The following is a 15954-nucleotide window of genomic DNA, read 5'->3' as shown; positions in this document are numbered from 1 at the left end:
AATAGATATAAACTATTACAATTATCTTCTACGTCTAGAAGGCATTGAAGAACTACTAGTTCTTGTTGAACTCGGAGCCTTGTAGGTATTTGATCTATAATTAGAATTATTGTTGAATTGGTTGTTTGTATTGTTTTGCCCAATTCTTCGGTTATGCATCTCTCTATTTTGACGAGTGGCTTGATTTGTCGCTGTATTTTGGCGGTATAGTTCGCTTCTTACTTTTGCAGGATACTTTGATGCATTTAAATTTGATTGACGTCTTGTTGCAATAACTCTAGGAGAAGGTCTTTCTACGCGAATAGGTCTTTGGTAAACACCGCCATAAGGAGGGTAAATAAATGGGTTTCCTGCCCACATGTAAGGATTGCCAAATCCGTAAGGGCCATATGGGTGACCAAAACCTCCCCATCCGAAGCCTCCACCCCAACCCCAAGCATAAGGGTTGTAGCCAAATCCACCATTGAAGCCAAATCCGTAAGGCGAATACCCCCATCTGGCTCTCATGCTCATACCTACGTTCCAAGCTGAATAAACTTCAGGGATATTTCCATTCATAGGATCGTAAACATATACCATTTGAGACCACGGGTCATATTGGATCGTACGTCCCCACATGTCATAGCCAGTCATGGTAAAACCATCATAGAACCAGCCCCATGTTCTGTTGTATGGGCTAAATGGAGAATTAACTCCCATTGTCATACTACTTCTAAATCTTGGAGTTGTACGTTTTGTATATTTTTCTTGAATAGCACCTTCATTGGTTGTAGTAGTGCTATCAGGGTTTTCGTTCATTAATTGGGCAAGTCTATCAGCATTGATATATTGCTCGCTTAAGGCCTGTTCCATTTGTGTGTCAAACTGAGTGGTTGATACACTAGGAGTAAAATATGATTGACTGTCAAACTTAGGTTCTTCCAATGAAGAAGGTTGCGTAACAGGAGTTTTGTTCTCAGTTATTTTATCTTCTTCAAAGAAATATAAGTCATCAAACTCTTGAGCAAATACCCCAAAAGATAAGATTGATAGAATGAAGGTAAATAGATATCTAAGGCGCATACTTCGATAAGGTTTTAGTGTAAATAGAGAACTAATATTTCTCCATTTGTTCACAAAATACGCAGTATCAAACACAAAAAGTATCCTTTCTGATAGTTTTTAATGTTAATTGAATGATAAAAGCTTTTCTAAGGTGTACTATGAGAAAAAGCTGTTATATTTGTGACCTTTGGAGAATTGGTTTATCCTTTCTCTAAAGATAATCATATTGAAAGTTTCAACATTGGTTTTAACAATTTTAAGATAAATTATTCGGGAAGTATGGCAAAAGGGCTACCAAAAAGAAGCGAAGATTTTTCGGCTTGGTATAACGAGCTTGTAAAGAAAGCCGATTTGGCTGAAAATTCTGCAGTTAGAGGGTGTATGGTTGTTAAACCCTACGGTTTCGCTATCTGGGAAAAAATGCAACAGACATTGGATAAGATGTTCAAAGATACTGGACACTCTAATGCATACTTTCCGTTGTTCATTCCCAAATCTTATTTGAGTAAAGAAGCGGATCACGTAGAAGGTTTTGCAAAAGAATGTGCAGTAGTTACACACTACCGTTTGAAGAATGCTGAAGACGGAAGCGGTGTAGTAGTTGATCCTGATGCAAAATTGGAAGAAGAGTTGATCGTAAGGCCAACTTCTGAAACAGTGATCTGGTCTACTTATAAAAACTGGATTCAATCATACAGAGACTTACCATTGTTGGTGAACCAATGGGCAAACGTTGTTCGTTGGGAAATGCGTACGCGTATTTTCTTGCGTACAGCGGAGTTCTTATGGCAAGAAGGTCACACGGCGCACGCAACAAAGGCTGAGGCTATCCAAGAAACAGAGCAAATGATGGAAGTTTACGCAACATTTGCTGAGCAGTTTATGGGGGTTCCTGTAGTAAGAGGTTTGAAAACAGAGTCTGAGCGTTTTGCTGGAGCTGAAGAAACTTATTGTATCGAGGCTTTGATGCAAGATGGTAAAGCACTTCAGGCAGGTACGTCTCACTTCTTGGGACAAAACTTTGCGAAAGCATTTGATGTAACTTTCTCAAACCAAAACAACGAGTTAGAGCACGTTTGGGGTACTTCATGGGGTGTTTCTACACGTTTGATGGGTGCATTGATCATGTCTCACTCAGATGATGAAGGACTTGTTCTTCCTCCAAAATTGGCTCCAATCCAAGTGGTGATTGTACCAATCTACAAAGGAGATGACCAATTAGCTGCAATTTCAGAGAAAGCAAATGCATTGAAAGATGCACTTCAAGCGAAAGGTATTTCAGTAAAATTTGATGACCGTGATACCGTACGTCCTGGTTTCAAATTTGCTGATTGGGAAATGAAAGGAGTTCCTGTTCGTGTAACAATGGGACACCGTGACTTGGAGCAAGGATTGGTTGAGATCGCTCGTAGAGATACAAAAGAGAAATCTTCTTACAAAGTAGAGGTGATGGAAGAAGTGATCACTAATCTTCTTGATGAAATTCAAGAGAACATCTACAAAAAAGCATCAGACTTCAGAGCTGATAACATCACTGAAGTAAATAGCTACGAAGAGTTCAAAGAAGTGCTTGAAACAAAAGGTGGATTTATTTCTGCTCACTGGGATGGTACTGCTGAAACAGAAGAGTTGATCAAAGAAGAAACGAAAGCAACGATCCGTTGTATTCCTTTAGATGCAAAAGATGAAGAAGGTGTTTGTATAAAAACTGGTAAGCCTTCAACAAAAAGAGTATTGTTTGCGAAAGCATACTAATACCTTTTTTATACATATAAAATTGGCGGGAAGGTACATTTGTACCACCTCGCCAATTTTTTTGTTTAAACATAGATGTGGATAACATCGTATAAGAGCATTCTATAGACTTTATACATAGATAAAATGGAAAATCCTGTAATCATTTTTGGGGCAACAGGCTTAGGTAAAGTAGCCTTAGATATTTTCAATAGCCAAGATGTTTTGATCTTCGGTATGTTGGACGATGACAAAGAAACGCATGGTCTTACAGTTGGAGAGGTGAGTATTTTAGGAAAAACAAATGACGATGGTTTCTTGAAGTATATCGGAAAGAAGGCTGAGGCTTTTGTAGCTATCGAAGATCCTAAACAGCGTAAGGCAATCGTGACGATGTTGAATGACCGCAGAAAAGTAATGCCTGTAAATGCAGTACATAAAGATGCGAGTGTTTCATCAATGGCATTTCTTGGTCACGGAAACATGGTTAATGCTGGAGCTGTAGTAGGAGCAGAGTCTAAAGTGCCAAACCACTGTATTTTGAATGCAGGAGTAGTACTTGAAGCAGATGTTGAACTTGGAGATTTTGTACAGATTGGAGCAAGAGCAGTTCTTCAGACTGGAGTAGTTGTAGGCGAAGGTGCTGTGATTGGTGCAGGAGCAATTATTTCAAGAGGAGTAAAAATTGGAAAAGGAGCGCAAGTTGGTCCTAATTCACTTGTTTTACAAGATGTAGAAGATAATACAACAGTATTTGGTTCTCCAGCTCAAGTAGTCTAAACATGATAAAGACATGTAGAGAATCTAAACCTCTTCATGTCTTTTTTTGTATCTATTTATATACTTTTTTCATTTAGTAATCTTGAAGCTATGATACAATCAAAGCCTAAGGGAAATACTGTGTTTGCCTTAACAGCCTTCTTTGTCTTACTCATTGGAGGAATTATATATACAAATCACAATGCCTCTGAGAATGGAGCGAGTTGGTTTCATATCGTTTCACTTGTTATTTCGGTAGTTGTAGCGGTTGTGGTTTTGGTCATGCTGATGTTCCGAATCAAATTAGTGAGTGTTGATCGGGGTAAAATGAAAGTCAATTATCCATTAAGGTTCAGAAAATCTGAAATGGATATGAAGGAGCAACTTTTTGCTTGGCAAGAAGATCAGATAGAAACAAATGGTATGACATTTAAAGAAATGACTATCCTGTTTAAAGGTGGAGATATCGTTAAATTGTCAAACCAAGAGGATAGTGGTTATGGCAAAATCCATAACTATCTTACCAAAAAATTCAAAAAGCAAAGACAATATCCGAAGCCAAAAGATAAGGTATAAATAAAATAAGAAGCCTATTTCCTGATTTTAAGGAAATAGGCTTTTTATTTATGGTTTTTGTAAAGTTCATTGAAATAAAAGCTAAGTAATTGATGTTGAGAGAGTAAAAGAGGTGGTTTTGTCTGATTTATATAAATTTTATTCGGATTTCTGTAAGAAATTGAGTCTTCAGACCTGCTACCTTTGTATTGTTAATCAACGACTTACGAAATATTACTCTTATGACTATCGAAAAAATAATCGACTTGGTAAACATTGATACTTATCTTAATGTAAAAAACTTGTCAAAAGTAAAACAAATACCTAACGATTGTGAAAACATTGCTTCTTTGGGCAAGTTGAAAGTTTATGAGTCCAAAAAGAATCATCTGCATTACGTTTCAGACATGGAAAATGCAACGAAATACAGATGTAGAGAAGTACTACATTCCCAAGGGATAGGTACTCGCTTCTAAAAAAATAGCGGTAATCGTATTAAAAATATGGTGGTGATTTTTTAGGAGTATTGAAAATTGACTTGTATGAGGGATGATCGTGTAGGGATCTTTCTACTTTTCTAATGCTCATTTTTTCCTTTTTTCTTCTCTTTACTCAATTCAAATCAATCCAATTCTAATCACGAGATTTTCCATTCTGATTTAAAATTTAATATTGGAAAAGGCTTTAAATACTTGGAATACATATACTAAGGTTTTACTTTAAGTATATCAAAATCCATATTTTTTAATTTAATCCACTACACATGTTACCTAAAATTGAGCCTTTACTTTACCCTTATCTTACTACCCGTCTTACAACTCTATATATTCAAGATTTTCTTAGGCTTTTCAGTGAATTTGATGTAGAAGTTCATCAATTAAGCTTTTTCTATGATCAACTTTTAGAGCAGTTTGCTGACTTTGAAAGTATCAATCAGTCTTCAGCTTCACTTCTTTTTAAGCAGTTGGAGGAAGCCGAACAAGTGAGAGATTGCCGATTCCAAATTTTACAGAAAGCTGCTGAATTGGAAGAACTTAAATTGAAGGGAGAATTTAATGAAGAAGTTAATCAAGTAGTTCAGTCCATTCGTGTTTATGAGAAATCTCTTTCAAATAATAATGAGAATTCTCAATCAGAAATTATGCAGTCTTTTTTCCATGATTTGGATAATGAACCTTTATCCTTAGCTGTAGTTTCCTTGGGTTTTAGCTCAATGCTCCAAGATCTGAAATTAGCACAAGCTGCGTATGAAAATTTAGTAGAGGAAGCGTCAGGTAAGAATAGTGATCTAAGTTCAATAACTCCAGAACAAATCAAAAAACAGGTATTGGAAAAGCAACAATTGCTTATAAACGGGATTGAGGTTATGAAATTCATTTATCCCTCAGATGAAATGAAGGACTTGAATAAAGATATCAGTATCCTAAATTCTGAGTATAATACTTTGATGATTTCAAACCTTAATTCGAAATAAGAATGTAAGCAATCATCTCAACAACATTCTATGCATACTCAAGTAACACTAATATAAATAATGCCCATCATGAAAACTCTTCAATGATGGGCTTCTTTTTTACGATAGGTAAGTAAGTGATTAACCTATTTTTTCTACAAAATATTCATGTAGATGTATATGCTTATCTTGTCCGATGGTAAGTTTCCAATCTTCTTTTACTTTCATTTTTAGTGCTTCTCCTGAATTGGTCTCTGCATCTATTTCTACTTCTAATGCCACACGGTAGAATCCGCCATCTCTTTTAATCGACTTAATTTCAACCATATGTTTGTTATCAGCTTTGATAGTTTCCTTAATGGAATCATACCAATTTGCAAAACCTGCATGTCCTTCATATTCACCCTCAGGGAATTTGAAAATTACTTTTCCATCTAAGTGATTAATGAAGAATCCATTTTCCGCAAGTTTATCAAAGTTGCCAAACCATTCAGCTACAAACTCATGGATAAGCGTATTCATTTCAATTTCTTCTTGTCTGAAATTATTTATTTGTTCTTTTAATCTTTCAGCTTGACGAATCGCATTATTTTCAACTGATTCTTTTGTATTGTAAACTCCAGGGACATATACCATCCTGTGCTCATAAATAGGTTGATGGTAGTTCATTTTTGCTAAATAAGCTGTTTGCTCAAACGGTAAAAGCAATTGTTCAATACGGAAGTGGTTATAACCTGTTGGCGTATAAGCTTCGGCAGGGCCACCAATTGTAGTACTGATTAAAAATTCTTTTCCCTCTAACTTATTTCCTTCAGGGCCATACGCAAAGTTGAATGCAAAAACTTGATCTATATAAGCTTTTAAGATAGCAGGAGCACTGTACCAGTAAAATGGAAATTGGAAAATAATAATATCAGTATCTATCAAAGCTTTTTGTTCAGCTTCTACATCTATTTTATAGTCGGAGTATAACTCGTAAATATTTCTAATTTCTAGTTGATCAACTTCCTTTAGCTCTTTAATGATTGTCTGATTGGCTATTGAATTTTCAAAATTATCGTGGGCAAGTACTACAGTTACTTTTTTCATCACTTCTTTATTTTGTTTGTACATACAAATTAATATCTTTTAAAAAAAGGTTCAATGAACCTTCGTATTATTTAGTTTTTTAGCGTCAAATTAGCTTTATGAATATCTTGGGTAAGACGGTCGGCTAATTCTTTTCCTAAAACTTCATTATATCTATTGTAGAGTATTTTTAATGCATTCTTTACACTAACTTTTGTTTCTTCAGCTTTATCTGTTGGATAGATGTAAACCGTTCTACCTTCTTGTTCTCTTCGTGCTAAACCTTTCAATACAAGTTTATCAATGAATCTGGTCATGGTAGAAGGAGTCAATTGCATTCTATCACATAATTCATTTTGTGATAAACCAGGTTCATCGGTAAGGTGTAAAATCAAGTAGGCATAAGAAGGAGCTAGGCCAGTTGTGGCAAAAGCTTCATCTGCCATTTTATTAATTTGACGAACCAATGTATTGGTTGAAAAATAGAGGCAATGTTCTTCGTATGATTCTCTTGTTTTACTCATGTTGTTTTGATTTTGCGATACAAAGGTGAATAAATATGTTTGTACATACAAGTATTTAATTAAAATAATTGCAAATATATACTTCATCCTTTTCAAGGAACTTCTGTATTATTTTTAGTTTATGATCTTATTTGTTTTTGAAAAGGTTATCCTAAATACAACAAATTTCAAATCAAGATATAAAAATGAGACAAGTTAGACTTTGGATAGCAAGTACGCTGGATGGATATATAGCAAGAAAAAGTGGTTCATTGGATTGGCTTTACGCAATGGAAAATCCAGAAAAGTCCGATTATGGTTATCAAGAATTCTATAGTCAGATAGGTTCGGTAATTATGGGGCGTAAAACCTATGATGAAATTTTGAGCTATGGAGTAGATTGGCCTTACAGTGATTCCAAGTCTTATATTTTTAGTTTCAATGAGAATTATAAAGTAAAAACTGCAAATACGAGCATTTTTACAGGACAGCTTACAAAATTGATCAAAACCTTGAAGGAGGAAGAAGAGAACGATATTTGGCTAGTAGGAGGAGGGCAGCTTATTACCGCTTTTTTAAATGATGATTTGATTGATGAAATGACGATCAGTCTAATTCCGATTTTGTTGGGAGAAGGAATACCGTTATTTCCAGGGAAGCCTAAAGAAACACAATTTGAGCTGATTGATACGAAGTGCTATGATAACGGCGTGGTGAATTTGAACTACAGAAAGAAAACTTCTTAAAAGAATTCTGTAAGTAAAATAAAAACGGTATCGAAATATTCAATACCGTTTTCCAATCGTAATCTAAATCTTATTCATCTATAATTAGTTGGGACTTTTTTAAAAATGTTGCTCTTAAATATCTTTTAGTTAGTTCAAGTTTTCGTCCCAAATAAATTTTGTTTTGATTACCTCTTTTGAAGTTTTATCAATTCCCCAAAGAATGTTTTTTTCGTGCGTATCAAATGCAATTCCCTGACCTCGAATAGGTGATTCAATTGTTTTTTCCCACTTCATTTCAGAACTCATTTCTGGAAAGGATAGAATGTAAAGTTCTTTAAAATGGTGGTGTGTAGTAATTAGCTTCCCATTTTCTGCAAAGACGCCCCCCGAAATACTGTAAGGAGTCGTTTTTTCAGATAACTCTTTAGGTAAAACCCATCCTCCTTTGCGTTTCCAGTCTTGATCAAATTTTACAAATTGAGTCCAACAAACATCTCTATTGGTTTGGCGGTTTGAGTCTTTATCATAGTGAGCAAACATCACATACCATTCACCATCTTTTTGATCAATCCAAGTGGCAGAACCATAAGCTATTCCGAAGCTGTGAGAACCAATATGCTCTAACGTTTCCGTATCAAAAATTTCAATTGAGCTAGACATTGGGATGTTGGGGTAATTTGAATGTGCACAATACAGTTTGCCCTCAAAAATAATCCCACTGTTCATATGATGAAGTCTTTCATCTTCCCATATTTTCACGATGCTTCCATCTGATTTTAGCCTTTTTACAATTTTATGATTGTTGATGACATAAATATGTTCTTTGTCTGCGGCTACAGCTTGTCGGGCATCAGGAGCATTATACCTTTTTATCTCTTGATTTTGTTGAGCGGAACTAGCTAAAGACATAAATTGAAAGACAAGGATTCCGATAAATTGTAGGTACTTATTCATGTTGAACGAATACTTTAAAGGATTCAAAAAAGGTTGATTTTGAATCTATAGCCCTACTATAAGTAGGGCTTAGAATCTTCTAGGTTAGGACAAATCCGAGGTTGTTTACCTATTGGATTAGACATTAATCTTTAGAATTCAGCTCTTAAACCCATTGTAAAAGTTGGTCCGTACTGTTCAGTCTGATGAAGAATTGAGCTTTCATACGGATGACCATACATCTCTTTTTCCATTTGGTTTGTCAAGTTATTCATCTGAGTGAATACGGTGTAATGCTTACTGAATTGATAGCTTGCAGAAAGGTCTAAATGGAATTGTTGACTGAAATAAATATCTCTCATTTCATTTCCATAAGGATCCGTCGAGATTAATAATGGGCCTCTGTAGTTACCCGCCAATGATACCATCAAACCATTTTTAGGGTTGTCATAGGTAAGAATCAAATTGGCTATATCTCTTGGACTATTTCCCATTACCACTGTACGATTGTCAATTACTTCCCCTTTTTCAAAGCCATTGCCAGCTTCTTCAGCCAAAATATCAACCGTCTGACGAGACATAGTGAAAGTGTAGTTGGCCATGATGTTCATCCACTTGACAAATGGTAGATCTAAGTTTTTGAAGCTGTGATTGTAGGCAACCTCAAATCCGTATAAGTGAGAATCACCTCCGTTCATTGGTTTTGTGATTGTCCAGATTCCATCTTCTCTTTCCTCATAAATTTGAGTACTTACAATTTGATTATCCAAGAACTTCGCAAATGCACCAGCTGTAAAATAGCCCATGTTTGAAGTGTAACGCTCAAAGATCAAATCGAAGTTTGTTGAATTTACAGGCTTTAAGTCTGGGTTTGAAATACTCATCGATAAGTTTTCATCGTCAATTACTTCCCTTGGAATTAGTGAGGTAAATGAAGGGCGAGAAATACCTTTTGTTGCCGCGGCTTTAATGCTGTTTTTATCATCTATTCTGTAAACAGCATTGATGGATGGTAGAACGTTTATGTAAGATGATTTGTCGTTCAAAGTTCTAATATAACTTCCATTGTCATCCTCATATTCATTTACAGAATAACTGTTTGTAGTGTGTTCTACACGAACACCGACTAAGGTTGTAAACTTGGAAGTCCAGTTTAAGTCAGACATCAAATAAGCAGCATTGATGGTTTCATTAGCATGGTAATTCTGATTTCTTACCGAATATGTTTCTGAGCCATTCACATCATAATATTGCCCGAATTCAGCATCAGTAAATCTCATATCTCTTCTGTAAAACTGACCTGGGGCTAAAGAAAGGTTGGGGTCTAAGATTGCGTGTGAGAATCTTGAAGCTTCGTTATCTTTTGTTTTACTCCAATATTTATAACCTGCTTTAAGGGTAGATCTTTGGTTCAAGAAATTGAAAGGTAAAGCCGCATTTAATACAAATGAATTGTCAATTTCCATATTTTCTTTCAAGTCTGTTCTAGCAGGTTTATCAGCTATCAATTTGTTGCTAGGGTCAAGAGCATCTTCACCGCTTAATGCCCAAATATCTCTTCCTGCTAATACATCAGGACTTAAATCTCTTGAAAAATAATATTGTGTTCCATCAGGCTCCTGTACACGAGTACGGATATGAGTGAATTTATAATCTAGTTCTAAACCATTATTGAATTTGTTTTCACCTCCAATTCCGTACATATCCATTTTGGTATATTTTGCACGAGATTGTGTCTCTCGATCTTCAGAGAAGTCAGAAACATCTCCAAGGTCATCATATTTGAAATTAAAGTTTGTACGACCTCTACGTCTGTCATCATTAAAATGATTATAATTATAAGTAGCTCTGATGACATGATTATCGTTGAATCTGTAATCTAATCCTGTATTTACACCCGCTCTTACTCTTCTTACATCATAATCATTCCAACGTTTACGTGTTAATTGATCTTCATCGTTAATGGTGTATTCGTTCAATACTGTACCACGGTTTGTTTCGTAGTAACTCGCATTTACCATTACACCTAGCTTGTTATTGAAGAATCGATTTCCCAAATAAATATTGTGGTTCTGCTGTCCTAATCCCCAACCATCATTGAATGGGTCGATATGAAAGTTCTTACCGCCAGATATTAAAGCTTTCACAGTGAATACTTCTGGTGCATCTTTAAGCGTGAAGTTTACTGCACCACCAATCGCTCCACCATCCATATCAGGTGTTAGTGTTTTTCTGACTTCAATAGACTCCATTAGATCAGCGGCTAGGAAATCTAGTGCTGCACCACGGTCTCCTTCGCCACCAGGAAGTGGAGTACCATTCATTTGTACTTGGTTGTATTCTGAAGCCATTCCACGAATTTGAATGTTTTGTCCTTCTCCACGATTACGGTCAATGGAAATACCAGGAATACGTTGTAAGGATTCAGCTCCATTTCGGTCAGGCATGGTTGAAAATACTTCTGATGAAACGACATTTTTTACACTGAGTGAGTTTTTTTGCTCATTAAATGCTTTTGCTTGTCCACGTGTAGCGGCACCGTACACAATTGCTCCTTCAAGTTCAATTGCATTTTCATCAAGAATGAAGTTCGTTTTAGTATTTTTTCCTGCAATTACTTCGATCTCTTTTTGGCTGTCGTTATAGCCTAAGTAAGCCACTTGTAAGATGTGTTTTCCTTCGGGAATACCACCAATCGAATAATTTCCATTTATATCTGAAGTTGTTGCATACTTTGATGACTCAATACTCACAATTGCATAAGACAAAACATTGCCTTCGCTATCTGTGATTTTTCCATTTATTGATCCTGTACTTTGGGAAAACCCAAGCATAGGAAAAATAATCAATACAAGGAGTATTGAAGCATAAAGTTTTAGTTGACGTTTCATTTGTGAAGTTATGTTTTGCTTGTTTGTTATGTTGTGATACAAAAGTAGGGTAAGTGAGCTTGAAAAACATCAACTTAGCTTTACTTAAAGATGAATTAGGAAGTTTTTTTATGAACTAAATTTGAAGAACCTTTTTGCCTGTAAATGCCTTTGTTAGCGCATGTTAAAAGTTTGCACTCATTATGTTAAAGGTTTAATAGTAATCAATTGTGTGCTTTGTTTTTGATTTCAGTATTCGATAGTTTTTGTGTAGGAATGAAATAAAAAAAGAGTTGATCATATTTAATGATCAACTCTTTCAGTTGTATATCAGAATAATTATTTATTACCAGATTGAAGCTTTCAATCTTGAAGGTCTCTTCATAGCATCTCCATCTTTCACATCAAATGCTTTGTAAAAAACATCCATGTTTGTAAGAGGTCCGTTTGCACGGTACTCACCAGGAGAGTGTGTATCTGTCATGATTTGTTGACGCAAAGCAGCTTCACGGCTCTTTGTTCTCCAGATTGTAGCCCATGACATAAAGAATCTTTGTTCTGCAGTGAAACCATCGATATCTTCAGGTCTACCATTTTTAGCGTAGTAAGCTTGTAAAGCATCATATGCTACTGACAAACCACCTAAGTCAGCGATGTTCTCGCCAAGAGTTAGTTTACCATTTACATTTAATCCTTTGATAGGCTCGTAACCGTTGAATTGCTCAACTACAACTTGTGCTCTTTCATCAAATGATTGACGGTCTGCATCAGTCCACCACATTTTCATGTTACCTTCAGCGTCAAAACGAGAGCCATTATCATCAAAACCATGAGTGATTTCGTGACCGATTACAGCTCCAATACCACCAAAGTTTACAGCATCATCTGCCTTGAAGTTGAAGAAAGGAGGTTGAAGAATTGCTGCAGGGAATACGATCTCATTGTAAAGTGGGTGATAGTATGCATTTACTGTTTGAGGAGTCATTCCCCATTTTGTAGCATCAACAGGTTTACCAAGCTCGTTCATGTTTTTCTTGAAGCCGAACTTGTTTGAGTTTACTACATTCTTATAGTAAATATAATCTCCAGAAACATCAAGGTCTTCATAAGTTTCCCATTTGTCAGGGTAACCGATTTTTACATTGAAAGCAGCAAGTTTTCTCAATGCTTGCGCTTTTGTTTCATCAGTCATCCATTCTAGGTTCTCGATACGATTCTTGAAAGCTTCTTTAATTTCAGAAACCATTGTATTTGCACGCTCTTTAGCTTCGGCAGGGAAGGCTTCTTGTACATAAAGCTTACCCAATGCAAAACCTGCTGAACCGTTTGTTGATCTCAAAATACGTTTCCAACGAGGGCTCATTGCTTCAAGACCTCTTAGTGTCTTTCCGTAGAAATCAAATCCTAGTTCTGAGAACTTCGTATTTAGAGAGTTACGTCCGTTGTCTGCAATATGGAAGTACATATATGCTTTCAAATCTTCAATTGAAGTATTTGAGAATACATTTTCCAATGCTGTAACAAAGTTAACTTGGCTTACAATCGCTTTCTCTGGTTGTGCACCAATGTCATTCAAGTAGCTTGTCCAGTTGAAAGATGGCGTCAAGGCTTGTACTTCTTGAATGCTCATAGGGTTGTACTGACGTTCATAGTCTCTCAACTCTACAGGATTCCATGATTGATCAGCAAGTGCCATTTCAATGTCCCAAACTTTAGCCGCAAGGGCAGTAGCTTCCGTTTCGTTCTTCCCGAGCATTACAAATACATCTTGGATGTACTTGCGGTATTTTTTACGAATTTCTTCAGATTTATCATCATCCTTCGTGTAATAATCTTTATTCGGAAGTCCAAGTCCTGCTTGTCCGATGTAGAAAGCCATTTCATCACTTTTCTTCAAGTCTTGGTAAACACCAACCCCAAAGAAAACTGCATTTCCAATCGTATGGAATTCAGCAATCAAGTTTTGAAGGTCTGATAAATTCTTGATTCCTTCTACTTGTTCTAAATATGGAATTAAAGGTTCAAGTCCTGCTTCCTCAATAGCAACAGTATCCATACCTGAAGCATAGAAATCAGCAGCTTTTTGCTCGTCGCTACCTGCTTTAAGTTTATTGCTAGAAATAGCATCTTTCAAGACCTTGATAAGGATTTCTTCATTGCGGTCGCGAAGACCATCAAAGCTACCCCAACGACCTCTGTCTGCTGGAATTTCTGTTTTCTCAATCCAACTTCCGTTTACATATTGGAAAAAGTTTTCTTGAGGAGCAACAGTAGTGTCCATATTAGATAAGTCTAATGCGGGAGCATCTGTTTTCACCTCTGTTTGAGGAGCAGTACAAGAAATTGCTCCGCCTAAGATGACACTGGCTAGAATTGGTTTTAAGTAAAATTTCATAAAAGTGTTATTTACGAAGAGTTAAAGTGTGTAAACTCAACTCATGTGCTAATTGCTCGAATCTACAATAATTTTGACATCTTTTCATAGATTATGAATATTTATTGCCGTTGATAATCGATAAATTAGAGAAAGGCAATTTTATGAAAGCCTTGTAACAATACGTACAAATATCCCTACTAGAGTACTAGACTATCAACTTCTCTTCTTTTTAATCCATCATTAGCCAAAAATCCTTTTACTATGCACTATCTTCTAATAATATTATTTTCCTTTTTCTATCATTCATCCTCAAATTCAGTGGTTCTGATAGAAGTTGTGAATGAAGACAGAGAATATATTCCAACCGTAATTGAAATTCAAAGAGAGAGTGAAAAAACAGATGAACAAGTGATTTCTAGAATAGAAGCAAGCACAGCTGTTCGTACTAGTTTGACTAAGGCAGGGTATAAAATTAGATTGATATCATGCGAGCATGATTATTATGTAAAAACTAAAATCTTTAAATCTAAACATCACCTAGTTTTTGTTTTAGATGATCAAGACTGTAGGAAATCGGATCAAATCCCTATTTAAGTCCTGTTAGGATTCTGTTGAATTTGACTTATCCGTGTTTCATTTTCATAAAAAATAGAAGAGATCAACGAAATCCTTTTATTTTTGAGCTCAGGAAAAGGCAAAAACGAAACACTACATAAAATGAATCAAGGATCAACACCACAATTAGCTGATCGTTTAAATGTATTGGCAGAATCTGCAACAATTGCAATGGCTGTAAAAGCTAGAGAACTTCAAGCACAAGGGCATGATGTTATCAAACTAACTTTAGGTGAGCCAGATTTTAAAACACCTCAATTTATTCAAGATGCCGCAGTTGAAGCTATCCAGTCAGGCAATCACTTTAAATATACTCCAGTACCAGGTTATCCTGCCCTTCGAGAAGGAATTGCAAGTAAATTAAAGAGAGATAATGGTCTGGACTACAAAGCGGAAAACATTGTAGTGTCAACAGGAGCTAAACAGTCACTTATTAATGTACTTTTGAGTGTTGTAAATAAAGATGATGAAGTTATCGTATTTACACCTTATTGGGTGACTTATGTAGAGCAAGTAAAACTTGCCGAAGGAGTACCTGTGCTTGTGGAAGGTAGTCTTGAAAAAGATTTCAAAGTGACTCCAGAGCAATTGAGAGCTGCTATTACACCTAAGACAAAGGCAATCATGTATTCTTCTCCTTGTAACCCTACTGGTTCGGTTTACACGAAGGAAGAATTAGAAGCTTTGGCTGAGGTACTGAAAGATTATCCAGAAATCTTTGTGATTTCAGATGAGATTTATGAATACATCAACTTTGGAGGAGAGCATGCTTCAATGGCAGCTATCGAGGGGATGAAAGAGAGAACGATCATTGTGAATGGCTTCTCAAAAGGTCATGCCATGACAGGGTGGAGACTAGGTTATATTGCTGCTCCTCTAGAAGTGGCTAAGGCATGTAATAAAATTCAAGGTCAAGTAACTTCTGGAACTTGTGCAATCACTCAAGCAGCAGCAATTACTGCAGTTACAGGACCATTGGATGAGACGAATAAAATGAAAGATGCTTATCTCAGAAGAAGAGATTTAGTGAAATCTTTATTGGATGAAATTGATGGTATTAAGACAAATTTACCACAAGGGGCATTCTATATTTTTCCAGATGTAAGTGCTTTCTTCGGAAAATCTTTTGGAGATACTAAAATTGAGAATTCTGTTGACCTTACCATGTATTTGTTGAATGAAGCTCATGTTTCAGTAGTAGATGGTGGTTCATTTGGTGCGCCAAAATGCCTAAGAATTTCTTTTGCTGCTTCTGATGAAGAGCTAAAAGAGGCTTGTAGTCGTATCAAATCGGCTTTAGAAAAACTTGCTTAAG

The 15954-nt window shown here is 35.9% G+C and carries 14 protein-coding genes; 8 read left to right on the top strand and 6 right to left on the bottom strand.

The window, feature by feature from the left end:
• Window positions 1–21 precede the first annotated feature (21 nt).
• Window positions 22–1062, bottom strand: coding sequence for a hypothetical protein (locus BC781_RS01695; RefSeq protein ID WP_109615515.1), 1041 nt, complete (start codon window positions 1060–1062; stop codon window positions 22–24).
• Between the two features lie 261 nt (window positions 1063–1323).
• Here BC781_RS01695 and proS point away from each other — a divergent pair, with 261 nt between their 5' ends.
• From proS to BC781_RS01670, 5 genes are all read left to right on the top strand, one after another.
• Window positions 1324–2799, top strand: coding sequence for a proline--tRNA ligase (proS, locus tag BC781_RS01690; RefSeq protein WP_109616559.1), 1476 nt, complete (start codon window positions 1324–1326; stop codon window positions 2797–2799).
• A gap of 126 nt (window positions 2800–2925) precedes the next feature.
• Window positions 2926–3558: a NeuD/PglB/VioB family sugar acetyltransferase gene (locus BC781_RS01685; RefSeq protein ID WP_109615514.1), complete on the top strand. Its 633-nt coding sequence runs from the start codon at window positions 2926–2928 to the stop codon at window positions 3556–3558.
• A gap of 90 nt (window positions 3559–3648) precedes the next feature.
• Window positions 3649–4113: a hypothetical protein gene (locus BC781_RS01680; protein ID WP_146201593.1), complete on the top strand. Its 465-nt coding sequence runs from the start codon at window positions 3649–3651 to the stop codon at window positions 4111–4113.
• A gap of 221 nt (window positions 4114–4334) precedes the next feature.
• A complete protein-coding gene (locus tag BC781_RS01675; protein ID WP_109615512.1) occupies window positions 4335–4568 on the top strand; it encodes a hypothetical protein in 234 nt (77 codons plus the stop codon).
• A 287-nt stretch (window positions 4569–4855) separates the two neighbouring features.
• Window positions 4856–5566: a DUF6261 family protein gene (locus BC781_RS01670; RefSeq protein WP_109615511.1), complete on the top strand. Its 711-nt coding sequence runs from the start codon at window positions 4856–4858 to the stop codon at window positions 5564–5566.
• 120 nt (window positions 5567–5686) lie between these two features.
• On the opposite strand, the gene BC781_RS01665 is transcribed toward BC781_RS01670, so the two are convergent.
• Both BC781_RS01665 and BC781_RS01660 read right to left on the bottom strand, forming a co-directional pair.
• The gene (locus BC781_RS01665; protein WP_158281369.1) at window positions 5687–6634 is read right to left on the bottom strand and encodes an NAD(P)H-dependent oxidoreductase; all 948 of its coding nucleotides are present in this window, start codon (window positions 6632–6634) and stop codon (window positions 5687–5689) included.
• Between the two features lie 71 nt (window positions 6635–6705).
• Window positions 6706–7137, bottom strand: coding sequence for a MarR family winged helix-turn-helix transcriptional regulator (locus tag BC781_RS01660; RefSeq protein ID WP_109615509.1), 432 nt, complete (start codon window positions 7135–7137; stop codon window positions 6706–6708).
• 185 nt (window positions 7138–7322) lie between these two features.
• Here BC781_RS01660 and BC781_RS01655 point away from each other — a divergent pair, with 185 nt between their 5' ends.
• A complete protein-coding gene (locus tag BC781_RS01655) occupies window positions 7323–7862 on the top strand; it encodes a dihydrofolate reductase family protein (protein ID WP_109615508.1) in 540 nt (179 codons plus the stop codon).
• Between the two features lie 129 nt (window positions 7863–7991).
• Here the strand turns inward: BC781_RS01655 and BC781_RS01650 are convergent, their stop codons facing one another.
• The 3 genes from BC781_RS01650 to BC781_RS01640 all read right to left on the bottom strand — a co-directional run bounded on the left by BC781_RS01650 (window position 7992) and on the right by BC781_RS01640 (window position 14042).
• Complete coding sequence (locus BC781_RS01650) at window positions 7992–8798, bottom strand: hypothetical protein (protein WP_109615507.1); 807 nt, start codon at window positions 8796–8798, stop codon at window positions 7992–7994.
• 131 nt (window positions 8799–8929) lie between these two features.
• The gene (locus BC781_RS01645; RefSeq protein ID WP_109615506.1) at window positions 8930–11668 is read right to left on the bottom strand and encodes a TonB-dependent receptor; all 2739 of its coding nucleotides are present in this window, start codon (window positions 11666–11668) and stop codon (window positions 8930–8932) included.
• A gap of 325 nt (window positions 11669–11993) precedes the next feature.
• A complete protein-coding gene (locus BC781_RS01640) occupies window positions 11994–14042 on the bottom strand; it encodes a M13 family metallopeptidase (protein ID WP_109615505.1) in 2049 nt (682 codons plus the stop codon).
• 243 nt (window positions 14043–14285) lie between these two features.
• On the opposite strand from BC781_RS01640, the gene BC781_RS01635 reads away from it, so the two are divergent.
• Both BC781_RS01635 and BC781_RS01630 read left to right on the top strand, forming a co-directional pair.
• Window positions 14286–14618 (top strand): hypothetical protein, encoded by a 333-nt coding sequence (locus tag BC781_RS01635; protein WP_146201592.1) that lies wholly within the window; start codon window positions 14286–14288, stop codon window positions 14616–14618.
• A gap of 123 nt (window positions 14619–14741) precedes the next feature.
• Window positions 14742–15953: a pyridoxal phosphate-dependent aminotransferase gene (locus BC781_RS01630; protein WP_109616558.1), complete on the top strand. Its 1212-nt coding sequence runs from the start codon at window positions 14742–14744 to the stop codon at window positions 15951–15953.
• The last annotated feature ends 1 nt before the right edge of the window (window position 15954 follow it).

This window comes from Sediminitomix flava (assembly GCF_003149185.1).
Taxonomy (GTDB): Bacteria; Bacteroidota; Bacteroidia; order Cytophagales; family Flammeovirgaceae; genus Sediminitomix; species Sediminitomix flava.
Note: the sequence above shows the minus strand (reverse complement) of the source record. Positions and strands in the feature narration are given on the sequence as shown.